An 18,182-nucleotide genomic window follows, 5' to 3' on the forward strand; every position below is an offset into this window, starting at 1 on the left:
GCAAGCGGGCGAATGAACGCCCGTCGGTGTGGGCGCCGACGCCTTACACATGCTTAACCACAATGCCGGCCCCTGAGGGTAGGTCGTGAACGGATGCATCCCGACACAGGTGGGCAATCGCCGTGGCAATGGGCATCTCCCGGTGGACACGCGCGTCCAGCCCGGGATCGCAAGTGCGGAATTCCGCTGAACGCAACACAACGTTCACGAGCGGCGCGCAACGGGGCGGTGCCGAAGTGGCTCGTATCGCCTATGCCACACTGGCGATCTCTTCTCATCTGCGCTCTGGAGCCTCCATGACATACCCGCGCCCCCTCGTCCTGACGACGCTCGCCGCGTCCCTGCTGTGGCTTTCCGGCTGCAACGGCAATGCAGCCAATGGCGCGTCGGCCGCAACGGACTCCGCGCAGGCCCAGGAAGCCACCGATCCCGCTACCCCCGCCGCCGGCGATGCCATCGAGGGCGTCCCCTTCGCGAGCACGGCAGTGGCCACCTTCAACGAACCGTGGGCGATGGATTTCCTGCCCGACGGCAGCCTGCTGGTCACCGAGAAAAGTGGTGTGCTCAAGCACGTGCGCCTGCCCGGCGGCGAGACGCGCGAGATCACGGGCGTGCCGGCGGTCGGTTACGGCGGACAGGGTGGTCTGGGCGACATCGCGGCGCATCCGCAGTTCGCCGAGAACGGCATCGTCTATCTGAGCTTTGCCGAAGACGGAGACGGGGGTCGCGGCGCCGCGGTCGCACGCGCGCGGCTCGATGCCGATGCGGGCGCGCTGCAGGACGTGTCGGTGATCTGGCGCCAGGTGCCCAAGGTCAGCGGGAACGGCCACTACGGCCATCGCATCGCGTTCGATGGCGACGGCAAGCTGTGGATCTCCTCGGGCGAGCGGCAGAAGTTCGATCCGGCGCAAAGCATGCAGTCGAACCTGGGGAAGATGATCCGCCTCAACGACGACGGCAGCGTGCCGGAAGACAACCCGTTCGCAGGCCAGGGCGAGGTCGCCGCGCAGGTCTGGTCGCTCGGTCACCGCAATCCGCTGGGTATCGCATTCGATGCGCAGGGCCGGCTGTGGAACAGCGAAATGGGCCCGGCCGGCGGCGACGAGCTGAACCTCGTCAAGCGCGGTGCGAACTATGGCTACCCCACGGTTTCCAACGGCAACCACTACGACGGGCGGCCGATGCCCGACCACGACACGCGGCCCGAATTCGAGGCGCCGGCGATCACATGGACGCCGGTGATCTCGCCATCGAGCCTGATGTTCTACACCGGCACGCTGTTCCCGCAATGGACCGGAAACGCCTTCATCGGCGGGCTCTCCGGCCAGACCCTGGTGCGCGTCGAGATCGATGGCGAGACCGCACGCGAGGCCGAACGCTTCGCGATGGGCGCGCGCATCCGTGGCGTCGAACAGGGTCCCGATGGCGCGCTGTGGGTGATCGAGGATGGCAAGGATGGCCGTCTGATCCGGCTGACGCCGCGCGAGGGCTGATCCTCCGCTGGGCCGGAAAAAAAAAGCCGCGGGCGACCGCGGCTTTTCCGTGTCCGGGCTACAACGCGGGCCGCTCGATCGGCCTGCCCAGCGCGGCCCGGTAACGCGCATACAAGGCCTGCACCTTGTCGATATAGGCGCGGGTTTCCGCGTACGGCGGCACCCCGTCGTAACGCGCGACCGTGCCGATGCCCGCGTTGTAGGCGGCCAGGGCCAGGGTGCGGTCGCCGCCGTAGCGGCGCAGCAGCGCGCGCAGGTGCTGCGCGCCGGCGCGGATCGATTCGGCCGGTGCATACGGATCGCTCACGTTGTAGTCGGCGATCACCTCGGGCATCAGCTGCATCACGCCGCGCGCGCCCTTGGGCGAGACCGCGCTGCTGTCGAATCCGCTTTCGGCATGTGCGATCGCGCGCAGCCAGGCCTCGTCGAGCCCATAGCGCTTCGCATTCGCCGCGAACAACGCCGAGTGCGGCTTGAGCCGGGGCGCGCCGACGTTGCCCAGCCCCTCGTGCGCGGGCTCGCCCGGGGGCGTCTGTGCGGTGAAGCGCAGGTATTCGCGCGATCCGGGCAGCCGGCGGGTGCCGTAGACCAGCACGCCGTCCTGTTCGCGCTCATAGAGCACGCCGCTGAAGACCCCCATCGCGCCCCAGAGATTCGGCGTCTGCACCGCGTCATCGGCGAGCTGTCGGGCCTCGCACTTCGAGCCCGGCTCGGGCGCGGTCGACAGGCTCACGGTACCGTCCTTCACGCAACGCCAGACGGTGCGCGCCTCCGCCGGGCCGGCAGCCACCAGCGCAAGGGCGAGCACGACGGATCGCCAGCAGCGCGGGGCGGAAAACGACGGGGACATGCGGACACCGGGTCACGGCCGACTGGACCGCGGGCCGACATTGTGTCGAAGGCCGCGTGGAGCCATCATCATTGCCATTCGCACGAGCACGCCCGATGCCGCACTGGTCGACCCTGATCCGGGAAATTCCCGACTTCCCCAAGCCGGGCATCGTGTTCAAGGACATCACGCCGCTGCTCGCGGACGCCCGTGCTTTCGCCGGCGCCATCGACGCGATGGCCGCACCGTGGCGCGATCAGGTGCCCGACGCCTTCGTCGGCATCGAATCGCGCGGTTTCATCTTCGCCGCCGTGCTCGCCCACGCACTTGGCGCCGGTTTCGTGCCGGCGCGCAAGCCCGGCAAGCTGCCCGCCCAGGTGCTCGTGCACGACTACGCGCTCGAGTACGGCAGTGACCGGCTGGAAATGCATACCGATGCGCTGAAGCCCGGTGCGCGCGTCGTGCTGGTGGACGACGTGCTGGCCACCGGGGGCACCCTGCGCGCCGCGCTCTCGCTGGCCCGCCTGCAGGGGGCCACGGTGATCGGTGCCGCTGTGCTGGTCGAACTGCCGGCGCTCGGCGGACGTGCGCGCTGGGACGCGGACGCGCCGCTGCATGTGGCGCTGCAGGGCTGAGGCCTCGGCGGTGCGATGACACGCGGACGTGCAGGCTGGCGGTCCATGCCAGCAGGAGCCCGCGAATGCGTGTCGAACACCTGATCCTCGGTCCCAACGACTGGGTGCCGAACAATCCGCTGATCGCGATACGCATCTATCACGGCGTGCGCCTGGCCAACGGCGCTGCGCCGGACGCGGCCGCATTCGAACGGTTGTTCGCCGCCCACGGCTGGCCGCCGGACTGGCGCGGCGGCGTCTACGACTACCACCACTACCACTCCAGTGCGCACGAGACGCTGGGCGTGTATGCCGGCACTGCGCGGCTCGTTCTGGGAGGCCCAGGTGGCACCGAGGTCACGCTCGCTGCCGGCGATGCGCTGCTGCTGCCCGCGGGCACAGGTCACTGCTGCATCCACGCCGATGCAGGATTCCGCGTTGCCGCAGCCTACCCCTCGGGTCAGCACTGGGATGTGCTGCGCGATGCGCCCGACGCGGACGCGCTGGCGCGCATCCGCAATCTCCCGGGCCCGCAGAACGACCCCGTCACCGGCAGGCCGTTCTAGGTTTTCCGGTCAGGGCGTTGCCGGCGGACCCCGCTTGGCCTGCTCCAGCATGCTGGCGAAGCGCGCCTGCCTGAGCTGGTCGCCGAGCGACGCGCACTGGGCCCCGACCGGCTGCGCGGCGAGTTGCGTGCGCATGGTGCCGGCCATCCGATCGAACTGCGCATCGACGGCCTTCACCGTTGCATCGAAATCGGCCGACTGCGGCTTGCTCTCCTTCGCGGCCACATAGTCCGGATTGTTCAGCCGGAACTGCATCACGGCGGTATCGAGCGCCTGGGCGCCGGCGCGATCCTGGGCGCAGAATTCACGAAAGACCTCGAGCTGGCGGTCGAACACGTGCGCCCCCATGTAGGTGGCTTGCGCGTCGGACAGGGGCGCCTGGGCGAACGCTGGAACGGCGGCGAACGACAGCACGACGCAGGCGGTACGCAGGATTCTCATGGTCGTTTCCGAACGGGTTGGGGGAGGAGACCACGATAAAGCGGCGACGTGAGCGTCCCGTCATCCGTCGTCGAAATCCTCCCCCGGGTGGACGTCATCGACCATGTCGTCGCTATCCGGCGCCGCCGGTTCGAGCAGCGTGTAGTCGTCCGCCTCGCGACTGCGGATCCGCCGCGACACCGCGTACGACTCGAGCGCGGGCTGCGGCGTGGCGGCGAGGCGCGCGGGGTCGGGCACGGGGCCGCGAAGCCAGGAGAGGATCGAGGTGGCCGGCAGGAACACCGGACCGTCCGGCGACAAGGGTCGCGGGATCGCCGGGTTGGCCATCGTCAGCAATGCGAAGGAAGCCAGCGGCGGCAGCTCGCGCTCCCAGAGGTCCCAGAGCCCTGCCGCGAACAGCAGTTCTCCGGTACGCGACTGGATGAAATGCGGGACCGGCTTGGCTCCGCTACGGTCCCATTTGTAATAGCCGTTCATCGGCACGACGCACCTCCGTGCCGACCAGGGCCGGGCAAAGATGCGACTCGACGGTGCGCGCGTGAGCCGTGCGGTGATCGTGCTGTAAGACGTCTCGGGCTGTTTGGCCCAGCGGGGGACGAGCCCCCAGCGCAGCGCCTCGACCGCGACCTCATCCTCGCGCAGGACGAGGGCGAGCGCCTCGCCGTCCGAGGCGATGTTGTAGCGCGGTTCGGCGCCGGCGAGTGCGGTGGCGACCTCGCGCGACAGCCCCGGCGGCACTGCGTCTTCGGCGATGGCCTGGACGAACCTACGCATCGCGACGATGGATCCGGGCAGCCCGGTCCGGCTGGAAGCGTGACATGCGCCCAGCCTGCGACGCGACGCGTGAAGTGTCCGCGGTTTTCACGGCTCCATGGCACCGGCCCGGCCACGGTGCCGGGACACCCGTGCGACGAGATACCGACATGCAGATGCCAAACCCCTCACAGCCGCCTACCCCCTCCACCGACGTGCCGGGCAGCATTCCCCACCCCATGCATGATCCGGCGCCCGATCAGCCCATCGACCCGCCGATGCCCACACCTGGCGATCCGGAGCGCGATCCGCAACCCCAGCGTGATCCGCCCGCGCCCGGTGGTCCGCAGGATCCGCCGATCCAATACTGATCACGGGCTCCGCGGTACGCGAATGTCCGACGCGCCGACACGGGCTGGTCACCCAGGACGCAACACGCCGTCGGGAGTGTCACCGAGCCGGATGCTTGAAGGCGGGGGCGATGGCATCCAGCCGGCCTGCGTGCCTCGGAATGCGTGTCACCGGTGCAATGTCAGAACCGGTCCAATGTGAGAGTCGCGTATCGAAGCAGCCGGCAGATGTCACACGGCTCTATTGACGCTCCGGCGAGCCGCGCCTCGGCCACTCAGGCGGGGAGCTTCAACTCCCTCTCCGCTTCCACCGCACGCGGGAAACTGCGCATCGCCACCGTGCGCTCGCACTCGAATCCGCCGTCCGCCCCGAAGACCCGCACCGTCGCACCGCGCATCTCCAGGCGCGGGTCCACGGCCAGACGCGCGAACGCCGAGGAATGCGTGGCGTGACGCGAACTCGCGGCCGTGCCGCAGGAATCGGACAGCTCCCAGTCGAACGTCTTCGCGTTGTGGCGCAGGGTGTATTGCAGGGGCGGCATGGAGGCGGTCCGGTGTCGGCGCTGGCGTTCGCAGGGCGCCATCGTGCGGGGGCCGGCATGACGGGGCCGTGTGTGCAACGCCGTCGCCCATTGCCCGTGCAGAAAGCAAGGCGCGCGCACGCCCACTGACGCTGCCGTGTGCCTTTCGCGCTCAGGCCACGCGTGAGCATTCACGATGCGCTCCATGCGTCCCCTGCCCCGCCGTTTCTATGCCCGTGACGCGCACGTCGTCGCACCCGAACTTCTCAACAAGGTGCTGGTGGCCGCCGATGGCCGCCGCGCGCGCATCGTCGAGGTGGAGGCCTACTGCGGTCCTGACGATCCGGCCGCGCATTCGTTCCGCGGGCCCACGCCACGCAACGCGGTGATGTTCGGCGCGCCCGGGCACCTCTATGTCTATTTCATCTATGGCATGCACTGGGCGATCAACGCCGTGTGCGGGCGACAGTCGGGACATGGCGTGCTGCTGCGTGCAGCCGAGCCGCTGGACGGCGTGGAGACGATGGCCGCATTGCGCGGGAGCTCTCGGCCCACCCTGCTTGCATCGGGACCTGGCCGCCTGGCCCAGGCCTTCGGCGTCAGCCGCGACGATGCCGGCCTGGACATCACCCGCACCGATTCGCGACTGTGGCTGGGCGATGACGGTGTTGCGCCGCCCCGGGCGCCCGACATCACCACACGCGTGGGCATCCGCCAGGCCGTCGACCGCCCCTGGCGCTTCAGCGTACCCGGCAACGCACATGTCTCGCGCCACCGTGCACCCTTGGCGCCGTTGCCCGAGCGCGTTGCGCGCTAATCCAGTGCGCGCAGCGCCTGTTCGACATCGCCGCTATCCTGCGGCCGCACCACTCTGGCCACCTCGACGCCATCGCGAAGGATTACGAGGGTGGGCCAGAGCTTGATCCTGAAACTGCGGCCAAGCGGTCTGCCCGGGCCGTCCTCGATCTTGATGTGTTCGATCCCGGTATGGGTCGCGAGCGCGCGCGCGATGGGCGCCTGCGCCCCCTGGCAATGTCCGCACCAGTCGGTGCCGAACTCCAGCACCAGCGGCCCGCGCGTCGCATCCACGGTCTCACGCGTGGGCGCATCCACGCGGTAACCGCCGGCGCCGGCCATCAGGCGAGCGCGCTCTGGATGGTGTCGAGCGGAACGTTGGTCAGGTCCTTGGCAAGATCACCGATGAGGCGCTGCTGGGTTTCCTTGTGCAGCAGCGGACGCACGCGTCCCAGCGTCTTGGCATCGGCCACCAGCACCAGATGGGCGAAGCGGTTCTTCAACGCGCCTTCGTTCAGGCCCTGGGCCAGTTGCTTGGCGAATGTGGCTTCGTCGAGCTGGGACGCGGTGGATTCCGAGGGCATCGAACCCGATGGGCCTTCGTCATCGAGGTTCATGCCTTCCAGCAGCGCCTCCTGCTTCAGGGTCACATTGCGGTCGTCGCCCACATTGCTGAACACGCGAGCCGAACCACCGTTTGCCACCACGACCAGGGCACCCTGGGGAATCTTCATCGTCATACGCCGTCTCCGCTGTTGGGGAGTGCCCAGCCTAGGCAGCAGGATGTGAGCAGTGCGGCATGAACGCGCGGGGGATCCCCGACCTTCGTCACAAGTCCCGTTGCCGGCGAAGGGCGGGCGCCCCGGGCGGCGCGCACGGACGCGGCATCGACGCTTGCGAGGGAGCGCGTGCCGGGCTAGCGCCCCGGTCAACGGAGCGGTCGAACGACCAGTGGCCGCGGCTTCGGACGCCAGCCGACATCTGCGGCTGCCGTCACGCCCGATCGTGCTCGGGCGCCGGCTTCAGAACACGCGGGCTCGGCCTGCACGGTGGCAGCCCGAACCGGGCAACTGCGCTCAGCGCCAGGGCTGCCGCCCATCCGTCCATGATTCGGTACGGACGCGAAGGCCGGGTTCGTGCAGATCGCGCCAGCCGGGGCCGAACCCGTCGAAATAGCTGCCGGCGCCGAATCCGCCCGGGCTGTCATAGGGTCCAAGACCCACGCCGTAATGGCCCGGGTACCCCGGGCCGTCGTGCTGGGCGACGCGCAGGTTGAGCTGCATCGTGCCGGGCCGCCCATTGTCGCCGACCGTTTCCTTGCACAGGCTGATGTCGGCGGCGTTCCAGTGGCTGTTGCCACCGCGCGAGGAATACCCAACCCCGGTGCTCACGCTGCCGGTCACGGTGCGCTCGCTGCCGTCGGGCGCGCTCGGGCAGCCGCCACGCGATGCCAGCTGTTGGTGCGCGCGCCGGTCGTCCGGCGCCGGGATCCGCGGCCCGGTGTACTCGCCGTCGCCGAATGCGCCGGCTCCGGTGAACATCGGCTGGGCCGGCAAACTCAGATCGACCCGGTCCTCCCCATGCGCCGCCGCCATCCCCGACAGGGCCATCAGCGGGATCCAGAGCAGTGACGTCATCCGCATTGCATGGCCTGTTCCGGTTTCGTGGGCGAGTCGTGCCCGGGATGCCGACGCTAGCACTGCGGGCTTGAATCGGCGCTGGCCGCGTTCAGGCAAGCGCCGCGGCGTCGACGATCCCGACGCCGGGCGTCGCCGCCAGCGCGTGGTCGACCAGCGCATCGGCGATCCGCGGCGCGGGACTGGCCCGGAAACGGCGCGGCAGGATCGGCCCGAGCGCCCCGAGCACGCGTCCTGCGAGGTGTTCGGCCGGTCGGCGCCCGCTGCGCTCGCCTGCGATCAGGCCCGGGCGCACGAAAGTCAGCGATGGCCAGCCCTGCGCACGCAGGGCCGCTTCGAGTTCGCCCTTGACCCGGTTGTAGAAGAACCTGGACCGCGCGTCCGCGCCCATGGCCGAGGTCAGCGCGAAGGCCGTGGCGCCATGTTGGCGCGCCCGTGCGGCGATCTGCAGCGGGTACTCGAAATCCACGCGCCGGAACGCCTCGCGCGAGCCGGCCTGGGCCATCGTCGTGCCGAGCGTGCAGATCACCGCGTCCACTGCCCACATCGACGCCGTATCCGGCAGCGCATCGAAGTCCACCAGCGGCGCCTGCAGCCGCGCATCGACACGGGCCAGTGGACGTCGCACCGGCGCGATTACGCCCGCCACCCGCGGCTCGGCCAGCAGGCGGGTGAGCACATGGCTGCCGACCAGGCCGCTCGCCCCGACCAGCAGGACTGTCTTCCCTTCAGTTCGCATGGCGCATCCACACGCAGTCGATCGCATCGAGCGCGATGTGCACCAGCAGGCCGATGCCGAACAGGCGAGTGCGCCTCGGCACGGTGAGGCCCGCGTAGACCGCGATCGCTGGCGCGGTATGCAGGGGATGGGTGCCGATGCTGCAACGCCCCGGCGCATAGACCGGATCGGCCAGCAGATGATCGATATCGATGACCCATCCCAGCATCAGCAGGCCCCAGGCGCGAGCGAAGCGCTCGCGCCAGAACATCCACGCCAGCAGCGCGGGCACGGCGACATGCAGCAGCAGATGAAGAATCGCACGGGTGCCCATGGCCGGAAGCATGCTGTGGCGTCCGCCCCAGCTTAGGCGCTGGCGAGGCATCGGTCACGGCCGCATCGCGCACGCGCTTTTCAGGGAGCATCACCGGCGCCCGGTACACTCTTGCGCGCTCCCTTCCCGGGAGACTGACGGTCTCGGGCACGGAGCATGATGGGAAGGCACGGTTGGCGGGCGATGGTGGGATCCATCGCGATAGCGGCACTGATGTGCACGCTTGCGGCATGCGGGCGCGCCGGCATGCCTGCACCGGTGGTCATCGGTGGACCCGCGCTGGGCTCCGATGCGCAGCACGAATGCGTGCATGTCCACGAGTCCGGCCAGCGTCAGGTGCTGCAGCTTCCGGCGCCGCCAGGCGGCTGGTCGGGACATCCGCAGGCGGTCGTGGTGCTCAACGCGATTTCCGGCGAGGTCGACATCCGCCAGCGCATGCGCGAGCGCTGCGGCACGCTCGAAGATGCACGCACGCTCGATTCGCGGTTCCGCGCCGGCGTCGGCACGGTGCTCGTGCCGGAAGCGGGCGATACCGCGCCGATCGAGATCGAATACGACGCCCGACCACTGCCGCTTTGGCGACCGATCGTGCAGCTGGGCGAACCGGCGCCGGTGCAGCGCGCGGACATCGTCCGTTTCGCGATCCGGGTCGCGTCCCTTGCCGTGGTGCTGACCCTGGTGATGTCCGCGCTGCTGAGCTTCGTGGCCACCCGCGAACGGGTCTTCCTGACCTACGCCGGGACGACCGGGCTGTTCGCGATCTGGCTGACATTGCTGTCCGGTCTGTGGGCCTGGCCGCGCCCGTGGCTACCGCTCGCGGGCTACGCGGTGCAGGCGCTGATCGGACTGGGCGTGGCACTGGTCGGCGCGACGACGCTGGCCCTGATACGCCAGTCATGGCTGCACCGGCACGCGGCCGGGCTCGAACGCGGCGCGCGGCTGGCGGCGTGGGCACTGGTGCTGGCCGGCCTGTCGGCACCGTTTCTCCCGGCGGCTGCATTGGCGACGATGTCGGTGATCACCGAGTTGGGGCTCTATGTCCTGGCGATCGCGTTCGCCGTGGCTTCGGTGATCGCGCTCTGGCGGCGCCGGAGCAGCGGCTCGTTGCTGGCGGGCGTGGTGCCCTTCCTCGCGGTGGCGGCCATGCAAGTGCTTGCGCCCGAGACGCTGGCGATGTGGAAGGTCGAGGCCTTCATGCTCTCGGGCGGCTGGCTCGCATTGATCTGCAGCATGGTGCTGACCTTGCGCCTGGGCGCGCTGCGGCGGCAACGCGACGAGATGAAGCGACTCGCGCAGACCGATGCACTGACCGGACTGCCCAACCGGCGCGCGGCGCTGGAATGCCTTGCGATCTGCATCGCGGCGGCGCGCGAGAGTGGCACCGCGCTCACGATCGTGTTCGTCGATCTCGACCACTTCAAGCGGATCAACGACTCCCACGGCCACGACTGCGGCGACCGGGTGCTGCGCCATGTCGCCCGCACCCTGTGCGCCGCCTTCCGCAGCGGCGACCATGTGGCACGTATCGGGGGCGAGGAGTTCCTGGTGATCCTGCCAGGCGCGGATCCCGCCCTCGCACGCATGCGCATCGAATCCCTGCGCAGGATGCTGTCCGGCGCCGGGGCGGTCCTGGATGGGCCCGGGCTCCACGTCACCTTCAGCGCCGGCATCAGCGCGCTGCGGCCCGGCGATGCCGATGGTGCCGCGCTGCTGCAGCGCGCCGATGCGGCGATGTATGCCGCCAAGCATGCGGGCCGCGACCGGACGGAAATGGAGTGCCCGTCCGCCGCGCTGGCCGACTGACGCACTCAGCCGTCGAACGTGATCTCCACCGAGGCCGCGCTGCGCTGCGCCTCTCCGTGGAACACCGCTTCGATGTTGTTGCCGTCGGGATCGAGCAGGAACGCGGCGTAGTAGCCGGGGTGGTACGACCGCTCGCCCGGGGCGCCGTGGTCACGACCACCGGCCGCCAGACCGGCGGCGTGGAAGGCGTCCACCATCGCGCGGTCCCTGGCCTGGAATGCCAGGTGATGGCGTCCGGTGGGGACGCCGTCCGCAGCCTCGCTGTCCGGGCTGGAGACGAACAGTTCATCGGCCCAGAAGTATCCGGGTCCGTCACCGCCGATCGGCACGCCCAGGGCCCCCGAGAACCGCCTCGTAGAACCTTCGGCTGGCATCGAGATCGGTCACCACGAGCTGCAGATGATCGATCAGGCGACCGCGGTGCAGATCCTGGGTCTGCATGTCTGGAACTCCACTGCTGTGGACGCCCATTGCACCCTCGACAGCGGCCCGGGGCAACCACTCCGGCGGCTTGGAAGCGTTATCCCGGACGCCCGAATCGCAACGCGGCTTTCACCCGATTTCCACCACCTTGATGGGAGCCTCGCGAACCTAAATTCAACTTATTCACGGAGTCTTGTTGATGGCCCACCACAGTCCTGGCGGCCTCATCCTGCTGGTTGAGGACAACCGCAACATTTCCGAGCCGGTGGGGGAGTTTCTGGAGGGCCGCGGCTTCGAGGTCGATTACGCGGCCGACGGTATCGATGCGGTGAATCTGGCGGCCGATATCACCTTCGACGTCATCGTGCTCGACCTGATGCTGCCCCGCCTCGGCGGGCTGGAAGTCTGCCGCCGCCTGCGCACCGAACACCGCAGTACCACGCCGATCCTGATGCTCACCGCGCGCGATTCTCTGGAGGAGAAGATCGAGGGCCTGGAGGCAGGCGCCGACGACTACCTGACGAAGCCCTTCGACATCAAGGAGCTCGAGGCGCGTGTGCGTGCGCTGATCCGGCGCGAGCGCCGGGAAGTGGGCGCAAGCGTGCTGCAGATCGCCGACCTGGTCCTCGATCCCGCGTCCCTGCGCGTGCAGCGCGGCGGTCGGGAATTGAACCTGGCGCCGATCGCGCTGAAGATCCTGACCATCCTGATGCGTGAAGCACCGCGCGTGGTCAGCCGCCGCGAAATCGAACAGGAAATCTGGGGGCTGTCGCTGCCCGATTCCGACACGCTACGCAGCCATCTCTACAACCTGCGGAAGGCGGTGGATCGGGACCAGGACGTCCAGCTGCTGCATACCATCACCGGTGCCGGCTACCGCATCGCCGACCTCGACAAGGCCGTCGCCTGAAGCCTGTACAGCGATGCCCCGCCCGCGGGGCATCGCACCTGGGACATGACGGCAAGGCCGTCGGTCTCATTCCTCTTCGGTGTCCCGGCCGGACTGCCGCTGCGCCGCCTGGCGCCGGGCCTCGTCGCGGCCGTCCTGCTGGCCCGGCGTATTGCGGGTATCCGACTGCGATGACTGCCGGGGATTCTGGTTGTTCATGGCTGGCTCCAACGGCGGGGATTCGCCGTGGGGCGCACGTTCCACCGCAGCGCGTGAGTCCGTCGCGAGCACGGGGTATTCAGTACGGTCCCGGCGCAGTGGGGCAGCCGAGGCAGGCCGGCACGTGACGCCGCCCGGTCGCACTCGCACGCAAGCGCGGACACGCCTGCCTGTTGGCTCGGGCCGCGCACGATCAGCGCGCGCAGCGGCTCACTCCGCGCTGGCCGGCGGCGCCCCCACATGGAACGGAAAATTGGCATAGGCCGCATGGCCCTGCCCGTCGCGCACGTCGACGAACAGCCGGTACGCGCCCGGCTGCGACGGCGCCTCGAACGACAGCTGGCCGTCCACCGCGCTGTCCGCCCCCCGCAGCTCGATCTCGGGGGGCAGGGTTTCGGGATCACCACCGATCGAGGTCGCGCGGCTCTCTTCGCGTACGACCCAGGCATAGGCCAGGGCATCGCCGTCCGGATCGGCTGCCTCGACCTGCGCCACATACGGGGCGTCGGGGGACAGCACCACGCTGTCGGTCGCCACCCGCCCATCCAGACGCAATGGCGAGATCTGTGGCGCGCGGTTGGCGGGCCAGGCGCCGGTCCACAGCTTCTGCATCGCATCGACGCCGGGCGTGGACTCGCCGCTCGACAGGAACAGGCCGTACCAGGTGGGCGTGCGCTCCTGCTTCTGGCCCCACAGGAACACGTAGGAGCCCAGGCCCTGCGCAGCGTCGGCCTCGATGACACGCGTATAGCGCTCGGCCAGCAGCTCGGCCTTGCGCGATGCGGTGTCCTCGATCGCGGCGCCCCAGCGGGTTTCCGGACTTTCCCAGTGACCGGTCGGTCCCCATTCGGTGACCACGTAGGGCCCGCGCCACTGCGCGGCCTCGAGCTTGGCCGGCAGCTCGCCGATATCGCCGTACATCTGGATGCCGATCAGGTCCAGCGACGGCGCGCGCGTGCGCAGCAATGTGGCGAGCGCAGGGTCGAACCCTGCCAGCGGCGTCATCACCGGATGCTGCGGGTCCTCGGCCTGGATCGCGGTGGTCAGCGATTCGACCACGTCCCAGACCCGTGGGTCGCGCGATTCCAGGTTCAACTCGTTGCCGACCACCCACATCAGCACCGCGGGATGGTCCTTGTAGGCGCGCACCTGGGCGAGCAGGCGCGCCTGTTGCGCTTCGATCGCCGCGGCGTCGTCGAAATCGAAACCGTGACGCTCCTTGCCGACATGCAGGCCCATCGCAACCATCAGGCCATTACGCTCGGCGCGATCGAGCATCTCGAGGACGGCAGCCGGATCTTCCGCGGTATGCCAGGTCCGGAAGGAGTTCGCGCCGCGTGCGGCCAGCGCTTCCTGGTCACCGTCCTGCAGACCTGCGCCGCGGATCCGGAACGGCGCGCCAGCCACCTGCAGCACGTGCGCGCCGCTGCGGTCCTCCAGCACGCGCACCTCTTTCGGCACGGCGGCGGCGGGCGCCGCCAGGGCGGCAAGCGTCAGGGCAAACAGGCAGAACAGCGTTGGGCGTGCGCGCATTGCAGGTCTCGGTGGATACAGGACGTGCTTGCCCCGCGGCGCGATGATGCCATGCGCTTCCAGCGCCACCACGCGCGCAAAACGCCCGCGATCGGCGCTGCACCCGCGCACTGCGCCTCCCTTCAAGCTGGCTACGGCAGTCGCTGCAGGCGCCTCGGCGCTCGCGCAGGCTCAGGCGCGCAGCGCCAAGGAATTCGATATCGACGGAATGGCGCGCCATCCAGGCTGGCCAATGCGGCCAACCCTGCCCTCCTTCGCACCACAACCCGGCCGACTGATCGGCCGGTGCCTGTGCACATGCGACCGCGAGGGGTCAGCCCGGCGCCGTTGGATTGCGCAGCGCGGACTTGATCGCGGTCTTCGCCTTTGCATGGAAGGTCACGGCCGAGGCGGCCGGCGAGGCCTTCCACTCCTCGTACTGCTCGTCGAGGTCGGCCAGCTCTTCCGGCGAGAAGAGGGTCCGCGCCGCCTTGAACATCTCGTCTTCCTCCTCATCGGCGTGGTGGGTGATGAATTCCGACAGCACCTTCACCGAGCCTGCGAACTGGCGGGTGTTCTTCGCCGACGCATGGAGATCGGGCAGCACCGTCAGCTCGACCGCGCGATGTTCCTGGATGGCCTCGGCGTGCAGCAGCAGCTGATCGTGCGAAGCCCGCTCCGCGTATGCCGGATAGAACACCAGCTCTTCCCATTTCGCGTGCGGCACCAGCACCGCCTCGATCTTCTCCAACAGATCCGCGCGCTTCTTCTCCGCCCGGTCGGTGGTCGCGTTGATCGCTGCAAACAGCGTCCGCAGCTGACCGTGTTCGTTTTCGAGCGTCTTGAGAATGTCGCGCATGACTGGCTCCCGGCTTGTCGTGGCGCCTACTGAACGGCACGGACCTTCGCGCCAACGTGAAGGCTTCATTCCCCGAGCGCCGTCACAGTGGGCTGCACAGGCAGTTGCGGCGCGCAGCGGCACGTAATGGCACGCAAGTTGCTGCACTGCACGTTCCATCGGACCGGGAGCTCGCGTGTATCTCGAAAAAATCTTCGGCGCGACGCCCTCCCCGCATCCGTGCGCCAACTGCGGCGGCGACGACCGCCTCGACTTCGACGTCCGCATGGCGTTCCAGCCGATCGTCGACGCTCGCGACCGCTCGATCTTCGGCTACGAGGCGCTGGTGCGCGGTGTCGATGGCGGCAGTGCCGGCGAGGTCATCGCCCGCGTCAGCCCGGCCCAGCTGTACCGCTTCGACCAGACCTGCCGGGTCAAGGCGATCGAGACCGCGGCCAGGCTCGGACTGCGCCAGCGGCTGTCGATCAATTTCCTTCCCAACGCCGTCTACGAGGCGGCGACCTGCATCCGGCTGACGCTTGTCGCTGCACAGACCTTCGGATTTCCGACCGACCGACTGATCTTCGAAACCGCGGAGTCGGAACAGGTCCGCGATCACCGGCACCTGACCGGCATCTTCCGCGACTATCGAAGCCGCGGCTTCATGACCGCGATCGACGACTTCGGCGCCGGCTACGCCGGACTGACGCTGCTGGCCAATTTCCAGCCCGATATGCTCAAGCTCGACATCGCGCTGGTCCGCGGTATCGACGCCGATCCGGTCCGCATCGCGATCACCCGCGGCATCATGCAGATCGCCACGTCCATCGGCTCCACCGTACTCGCCGAGGGTGTGGAAACGGAGGCCGAATACCGCCAGCTGCGCGCACTCGGCGTGCCGCTGTTCCAGGGCTACCTGTTCGGCAGGGCCAGCCTTGAGGCGCTGGAAGATGTCCCCGACGCACTGTGGCAGCGGCTCGCCGGGGCACCGGAAACCTGATCGGCGGCCCGTGGCGCAGCCCTGCGGCGCGGTGTTCCCCTCGCGGATCCTGCGTCCGCGCGCGACCTGCGGGTTTCGCGACTCGTCCGGCCGGCACCGGCGGCAACCCACCGTGCCGTGCGCCCAGCGCTTGAGCTGTACGTGGCGCGCCGGATTCGCCGCTGCAGCGTCGACCGCGACCGTCTGCGCGTTCCATGATGCGTCCCGGCCCAAGGCATCGCGCGCGCGACGCAGCCGGCGCAATGCGACCTTCGCGGCCCTTCATTTGTGCGCTTCGTGACGCGGCGACATCGGAGCCGATGCTAGAGTCGGTCAACTTTCAACGAGTCCGCCCCGTGCAGTTTGGCCAACATCGTGACCCTGCGGCATGGCGCGCTTATGACACCCTGCTGCAGGCCACTCCGGACCTCCTCTGTGTCTTCGACCTCCAGCACCGCTTCGTCTATGCGAACGATGCGCTGCTGACGATGTGGGGCATGACCTGGGAACAAGCGGCCGGCAAGACGTGCCTGGAGATCGGTTACGAGCCCTGGCACGCGGAAATGCATGGCGAGGAGATCGATCGGGTCGTCGCCACGCGCGCACCGGTCCGCGGCGACGTGCCGTTCGAGCACCAGGAGAAAGGCAGGCGCATCTACGACTACATTTTCACGCCGGTGCTCGGCACCGATGGCGAGGTCGAAGCCGTCGCCGGGTCCACGCGCGATGTGACCGAGCGGCGCATGCATGAACAACACCTGCAGTCGCTGGTCCATGAACTCAACCACCGGGTCAAGAACACGCTGTCGACGGTGCAGTCGCTGACCCGGCAGACGCTCGACACCGCCGAGAGCCTGGAGGACGGCAACTGCAAGATCGAGGCGCGTCTGCTCGCGCTGTCGCGCGCGCACGACGTGCTGACCCGCGAGAACTGGCGCAGCGCCGACGTCCGCGACATCGTTGCCGGAGCGATCGCCCCCCGCCTGGCCGGGGCCGCGCATCATTTCTTCCTTGATGGCCCACCCTGCAGGCTCGATCCGAAACGTGCACTGGCAGTGGCGATGGCCCTGCACGAGCTGGCCAGCAATGCCGCCAAGTACGGCGCGCTGTCGCGTGGTGCCGGGCGGGTGCGGATCGAGTGGAAACTCGTCCGCACCGACGAGGCCGAGGCGCTGGAACTCGTCTGGCACGAAACCGGAGGACCGGCGGTCGAAACCCCGACCCGGCGCGGCTTCGGCGCACGCCTGCTCGAGCGCGGCCTGCGCAACGATCTCGATGGCGAGGTCGAAGTGACCTATGCACCGGACGGCCTGGTATTCCGGGCCACGGTCCCGCTCGACAGCAGCGCGCAATGATCGCGGCGGACGCGAAGATCCTCGTCGTCGAGGACGAATCCATCCTGGCGATGCTGCTCGAGGATTTTCTCTCGGATCTCGGCTATGCGATGCCGGCGATCGCTTCGACGGTCGCAAGCGCGCTGGCGATTCTCGATACCCACGACATCGACTTCGCCATCCTGGACATCAACCTGGGCGGCGAGCAGAGCTTTCCGATCGCGGACTCGCTGCTGGAGCGCGGGATTCCCTTCATTTTCATGAGCGGCTACGGCGCCGCCGGCGTGCCCGTCCGCCTCAAAAGTATTCACACGCTGCAGAAGCCATATGGCGCCGACGCGCTGAAACAGGCGCTCCAGCACAGCGGTTCACGGGCGCCACCGGCGACCCATTAGGTCGTTGTTTGGCGCTGGGCGCCCTGATCCACAACGACACCCGTCACGCTTCGCACTCCGCTTTCTGTTGCGACGGCATCGCTCGCGACGCATTCGAATTGTCACGCCGACGATGCCGTCGGCGCGCAGCGCGGTGCGAGCAAGGAGCTGTCAGCCTGCGAGAAGGGCCGCGACATCGGCCGCCATCGCCCAGCCGGCCGCGAGTTCGAATGCGGCCTGTGGATCCTCGACCCGCGCACGCGCGGCCCCGGAACGGAGCTCTAAGCTTCCGTCGTCGAGCTACGTTACCGAGGAGAGGACGAACGAGCCGGCAGGGTGATCGAAGCAGGTGTGCCATTGGTTGCGCAGAAGTGATCGCGGACCATCGGGTTCCGCCACCCCAGGGCATCGCCGGGCAGGGGCGGCAGTTCGGGCAGACAGGCAGGTACCACCAGGACAGGTTTTTGCGAGCGCTGCACAGCGGCGAGATGGGCGTGTCGGGAAGGCATGCGGGCATCTTCCGGGGCGCCGTCGCCTACTCCGCGACCGGCCATGCGGACAGTGCACCTGGCGGTTACAGATGGAGCGGCGCGCGACGGACGCTCAGGCTGGATCGTCTGCCCGGCGGACACCATCGATGGAGACGCCCTGGTCGAGCCCCGCAACGCCACCGCTGTCGAGTACCGGGAATTCGCCTTGGGGACGCGCGACTACATCCGCAATCCGCGCTTCGATCGTGGTGTATTCCGCCGCCGGTGCC

21 protein-coding genes and 1 pseudogene are annotated in these 18,182 nt (G+C 68.9%); 9 read left to right on the forward strand and 13 right to left on the reverse strand.

From position 1 onward, the window contains the following. Positions 1 to 296: 296 nt before the first annotated feature. Positions 297 to 1,493, forward strand: coding sequence for a PQQ-dependent sugar dehydrogenase (locus EGK76_RS12610; protein WP_123832831.1), 1,197 nt, complete (start codon positions 297 to 299; stop codon positions 1,491 to 1,493). 58 nt (positions 1,494 to 1,551) lie between these two features. Here EGK76_RS12610 and EGK76_RS12615 read toward each other — a convergent pair whose 3' ends face one another. Beyond that, positions 1,552 to 2,343: a lytic transglycosylase domain-containing protein gene (locus EGK76_RS12615; protein WP_096297185.1), complete on the reverse strand. Its 792-nt coding sequence runs from the start codon at positions 2,341 to 2,343 to the stop codon at positions 1,552 to 1,554. Positions 2,344 to 2,438: 95 nt separating this feature from the next. On the opposite strand from EGK76_RS12615, the gene EGK76_RS12620 reads away from it, so the two are divergent. Then, on the forward strand, positions 2,439 to 2,957 hold the full coding sequence (locus EGK76_RS12620; RefSeq protein ID WP_096297184.1) for an adenine phosphoribosyltransferase: 519 nt from the start codon (positions 2,439 to 2,441) through the stop codon (positions 2,955 to 2,957). 65 nt (positions 2,958 to 3,022) lie between these two features. Beyond that, positions 3,023 to 3,502 carry a cupin domain-containing protein gene (locus tag EGK76_RS12625; protein WP_096297183.1) on the forward strand — a complete coding sequence of 160 codons (480 nt, stop codon included), beginning with the start codon at positions 3,023 to 3,025 and terminating at the stop codon, positions 3,500 to 3,502. Positions 3,503 to 3,511: 9 nt separating this feature from the next. Here EGK76_RS12625 and EGK76_RS12630 read toward each other — a convergent pair whose 3' ends face one another. The 3 genes from EGK76_RS12630 to EGK76_RS12645 form a co-directional block, all read right to left on the reverse strand. Then, entirely contained in the window at positions 3,512 to 3,943 is a 432-nt protein-coding gene (locus EGK76_RS12630) for a hypothetical protein (RefSeq protein ID WP_148087431.1), read from the reverse strand. 60 nt (positions 3,944 to 4,003) lie between these two features. Then, the gene (locus EGK76_RS12635; RefSeq protein WP_123832832.1) at positions 4,004 to 4,717 is read right to left on the reverse strand and encodes an SOS response-associated peptidase; all 714 of its coding nucleotides are present in this window, start codon (positions 4,715 to 4,717) and stop codon (positions 4,004 to 4,006) included. Positions 4,718 to 5,321: 604 nt separating this feature from the next. Next, entirely contained in the window at positions 5,322 to 5,588 is a 267-nt protein-coding gene (locus tag EGK76_RS12645) for a hypothetical protein (protein ID WP_123832833.1), read from the reverse strand. A gap of 193 nt (positions 5,589 to 5,781) precedes the next feature. Here EGK76_RS12645 and EGK76_RS12650 point away from each other — a divergent pair, with 193 nt between their 5' ends. Continuing rightward, positions 5,782 to 6,384 carry a DNA-3-methyladenine glycosylase gene (locus tag EGK76_RS12650; protein WP_199730911.1) on the forward strand — a complete coding sequence of 201 codons (603 nt, stop codon included), beginning with the start codon at positions 5,782 to 5,784 and terminating at the stop codon, positions 6,382 to 6,384. Here the strand turns inward: EGK76_RS12650 and EGK76_RS12655 are convergent. The 5 genes from EGK76_RS12655 to EGK76_RS12675 form a co-directional block, all read right to left on the reverse strand. Continuing rightward, positions 6,381 to 6,704, reverse strand: coding sequence for a thioredoxin family protein (locus tag EGK76_RS12655; protein WP_096297177.1), 324 nt, complete (start codon positions 6,702 to 6,704; stop codon positions 6,381 to 6,383). The genes EGK76_RS12650 and EGK76_RS12655 overlap by 4 nt on opposite strands. Continuing rightward, a complete protein-coding gene (locus EGK76_RS12660; RefSeq protein ID WP_096297176.1) occupies positions 6,704 to 7,102 on the reverse strand; it encodes a host attachment family protein in 399 nt (132 codons plus the stop codon). Before EGK76_RS12660 ends, EGK76_RS12655 begins: the two co-directional genes overlap by 1 nt. Positions 7,103 to 7,438: 336 nt before the next feature. Beyond that, entirely contained in the window at positions 7,439 to 7,999 is a 561-nt protein-coding gene (locus EGK76_RS12665; protein ID WP_123832834.1) for a hypothetical protein, read from the reverse strand. 91 nt (positions 8,000 to 8,090) lie between these two features. Further along, positions 8,091 to 8,738 carry an NAD(P)H-binding protein gene (locus EGK76_RS12670; protein ID WP_096297174.1) on the reverse strand — a complete coding sequence of 216 codons (648 nt, stop codon included), beginning with the start codon at positions 8,736 to 8,738 and terminating at the stop codon, positions 8,091 to 8,093. Next, positions 8,728 to 9,051, reverse strand: coding sequence for a DUF6122 family protein (locus EGK76_RS12675; RefSeq protein WP_096297173.1), 324 nt, complete (start codon positions 9,049 to 9,051; stop codon positions 8,728 to 8,730). Before EGK76_RS12675 ends, EGK76_RS12670 begins: the two co-directional genes overlap by 11 nt. Before the next feature lie 246 nt (positions 9,052 to 9,297). Here EGK76_RS12675 and EGK76_RS12680 point away from each other — a divergent pair, with 246 nt between their 5' ends. Continuing rightward, on the forward strand, positions 9,298 to 10,854 hold the full coding sequence (locus EGK76_RS12680; RefSeq protein ID WP_158613498.1) for a GGDEF domain-containing protein: 1,557 nt from the start codon (positions 9,298 to 9,300) through the stop codon (positions 10,852 to 10,854). 5 nt (positions 10,855 to 10,859) lie between these two features. Here the strand turns inward: EGK76_RS12680 and EGK76_RS12685 are convergent. After that, positions 10,860 to 11,295, reverse strand: a pseudogene (locus EGK76_RS12685) (VOC family protein). Positions 11,296 to 11,476: 181 nt separating this feature from the next. Between EGK76_RS12685 and EGK76_RS12690 the strand changes: the two are divergent. Next, positions 11,477 to 12,187, forward strand: a complete 711-nt coding sequence (locus EGK76_RS12690; RefSeq protein ID WP_096297170.1) for a response regulator transcription factor — start codon at positions 11,477 to 11,479, stop codon at positions 12,185 to 12,187. Between the two features lie 66 nt (positions 12,188 to 12,253). Here EGK76_RS12690 and EGK76_RS15735 read toward each other — a convergent pair whose 3' ends face one another. The 3 genes from EGK76_RS15735 to EGK76_RS12700 form a co-directional block, all read right to left on the reverse strand. Next, positions 12,254 to 12,385 (reverse strand): hypothetical protein, encoded by a 132-nt coding sequence (locus tag EGK76_RS15735; protein WP_255409788.1) that lies wholly within the window; start codon positions 12,383 to 12,385, stop codon positions 12,254 to 12,256. A 210-nt stretch (positions 12,386 to 12,595) separates the two neighbouring features. Then, the gene (locus tag EGK76_RS12695; RefSeq protein WP_123832836.1) at positions 12,596 to 13,918 is read right to left on the reverse strand and encodes a glycoside hydrolase family 2 TIM barrel-domain containing protein; all 1,323 of its coding nucleotides are present in this window, start codon (positions 13,916 to 13,918) and stop codon (positions 12,596 to 12,598) included. Between the two features lie 313 nt (positions 13,919 to 14,231). Further along, positions 14,232 to 14,756: a hemerythrin domain-containing protein gene (locus EGK76_RS12700; protein ID WP_096297168.1), complete on the reverse strand. Its 525-nt coding sequence runs from the start codon at positions 14,754 to 14,756 to the stop codon at positions 14,232 to 14,234. Positions 14,757 to 15,021: 265 nt separating this feature from the next. Here EGK76_RS12700 and EGK76_RS12705 point away from each other — a divergent pair, with 265 nt between their 5' ends. The 3 genes from EGK76_RS12705 (at position 15,022) to EGK76_RS12715 (ending at position 17,443) form a co-directional block, all read left to right on the forward strand. Further along, complete coding sequence (locus tag EGK76_RS12705; RefSeq protein WP_123832883.1) at positions 15,022 to 15,735, forward strand: EAL domain-containing protein; 714 nt, start codon at positions 15,022 to 15,024, stop codon at positions 15,733 to 15,735. Between the two features lie 335 nt (positions 15,736 to 16,070). After that, positions 16,071 to 17,069, forward strand: coding sequence for an HWE histidine kinase domain-containing protein (locus EGK76_RS12710; RefSeq protein ID WP_233580298.1), 999 nt, complete (start codon positions 16,071 to 16,073; stop codon positions 17,067 to 17,069). Then, positions 17,066 to 17,443 (forward strand): response regulator, encoded by a 378-nt coding sequence (locus EGK76_RS12715; protein WP_123832837.1) that lies wholly within the window; start codon positions 17,066 to 17,068, stop codon positions 17,441 to 17,443. Before EGK76_RS12710 ends, EGK76_RS12715 begins: the two co-directional genes overlap by 4 nt. Positions 17,444 to 18,182 lie beyond the last annotated feature (739 nt).

The organism is Luteimonas sp. 100069, assembly GCF_003813845.1.
GTDB lineage: Bacteria > Pseudomonadota > Gammaproteobacteria > Xanthomonadales > Xanthomonadaceae > Luteimonas > Luteimonas chenhongjianii.

Excerpts from the sequence above, each read along its gene's own strand:
- EGK76_RS12610 (WP_123832831.1), top strand. The coding sequence starts at position 297 with ATGACATACCCGCGCCCCCTCGTCCTGACGACGCTCGCCGCGTCCCTG.
- EGK76_RS12615 (WP_096297185.1), bottom strand. The coding sequence starts at position 2,343 with ATGTCCCCGTCGTTTTCCGCCCCGCGCTGCTGGCGATCCGTCGTGCTC.
- EGK76_RS12620 (WP_096297184.1), top strand. The coding sequence starts at position 2,439 with ATGCCGCACTGGTCGACCCTGATCCGGGAAATTCCCGACTTCCCCAAG.
- EGK76_RS12625 (WP_096297183.1), top strand. The coding sequence starts at position 3,023 with ATGCGTGTCGAACACCTGATCCTCGGTCCCAACGACTGGGTGCCGAAC.
- EGK76_RS12630 (WP_148087431.1), bottom strand. The coding sequence starts at position 3,943 with ATGAGAATCCTGCGTACCGCCTGCGTCGTGCTGTCGTTCGCCGCCGTT.
- EGK76_RS12635 (WP_123832832.1), bottom strand. The coding sequence starts at position 4,717 with ATGCGTAGGTTCGTCCAGGCCATCGCCGAAGACGCAGTGCCGCCGGGG.
- EGK76_RS12645 (WP_123832833.1), bottom strand. The coding sequence starts at position 5,588 with ATGCCGCCCCTGCAATACACCCTGCGCCACAACGCGAAGACGTTCGAC.
- EGK76_RS12655 (WP_096297177.1), bottom strand. The coding sequence starts at position 6,704 with ATGGCCGGCGCCGGCGGTTACCGCGTGGATGCGCCCACGCGTGAGACC.
- EGK76_RS12660 (WP_096297176.1), bottom strand. The coding sequence starts at position 7,102 with ATGACGATGAAGATTCCCCAGGGTGCCCTGGTCGTGGTGGCAAACGGT.
- EGK76_RS12665 (WP_123832834.1), bottom strand. The coding sequence starts at position 7,999 with ATGACGTCACTGCTCTGGATCCCGCTGATGGCCCTGTCGGGGATGGCG.
- EGK76_RS12670 (WP_096297174.1), bottom strand. The coding sequence starts at position 8,738 with ATGCGAACTGAAGGGAAGACAGTCCTGCTGGTCGGGGCGAGCGGCCTG.
- EGK76_RS12675 (WP_096297173.1), bottom strand. The coding sequence starts at position 9,051 with ATGGGCACCCGTGCGATTCTTCATCTGCTGCTGCATGTCGCCGTGCCC.
- EGK76_RS12680 (WP_158613498.1), top strand. The coding sequence starts at position 9,298 with ATGCCTGCACCGGTGGTCATCGGTGGACCCGCGCTGGGCTCCGATGCG.
- EGK76_RS12690 (WP_096297170.1), top strand. The coding sequence starts at position 11,477 with ATGGCCCACCACAGTCCTGGCGGCCTCATCCTGCTGGTTGAGGACAAC.
- EGK76_RS15735 (WP_255409788.1), bottom strand. The coding sequence starts at position 12,385 with ATGAACAACCAGAATCCCCGGCAGTCATCGCAGTCGGATACCCGCAAT.
- EGK76_RS12695 (WP_123832836.1), bottom strand. The coding sequence starts at position 13,918 with ATGCGCGCACGCCCAACGCTGTTCTGCCTGTTTGCCCTGACGCTTGCC.
- EGK76_RS12700 (WP_096297168.1), bottom strand. The coding sequence starts at position 14,756 with ATGCGCGACATTCTCAAGACGCTCGAAAACGAACACGGTCAGCTGCGG.
- EGK76_RS12705 (WP_123832883.1), top strand. The coding sequence starts at position 15,022 with ATGGCGTTCCAGCCGATCGTCGACGCTCGCGACCGCTCGATCTTCGGC.
- EGK76_RS12715 (WP_123832837.1), top strand. The coding sequence starts at position 17,066 with ATGATCGCGGCGGACGCGAAGATCCTCGTCGTCGAGGACGAATCCATC.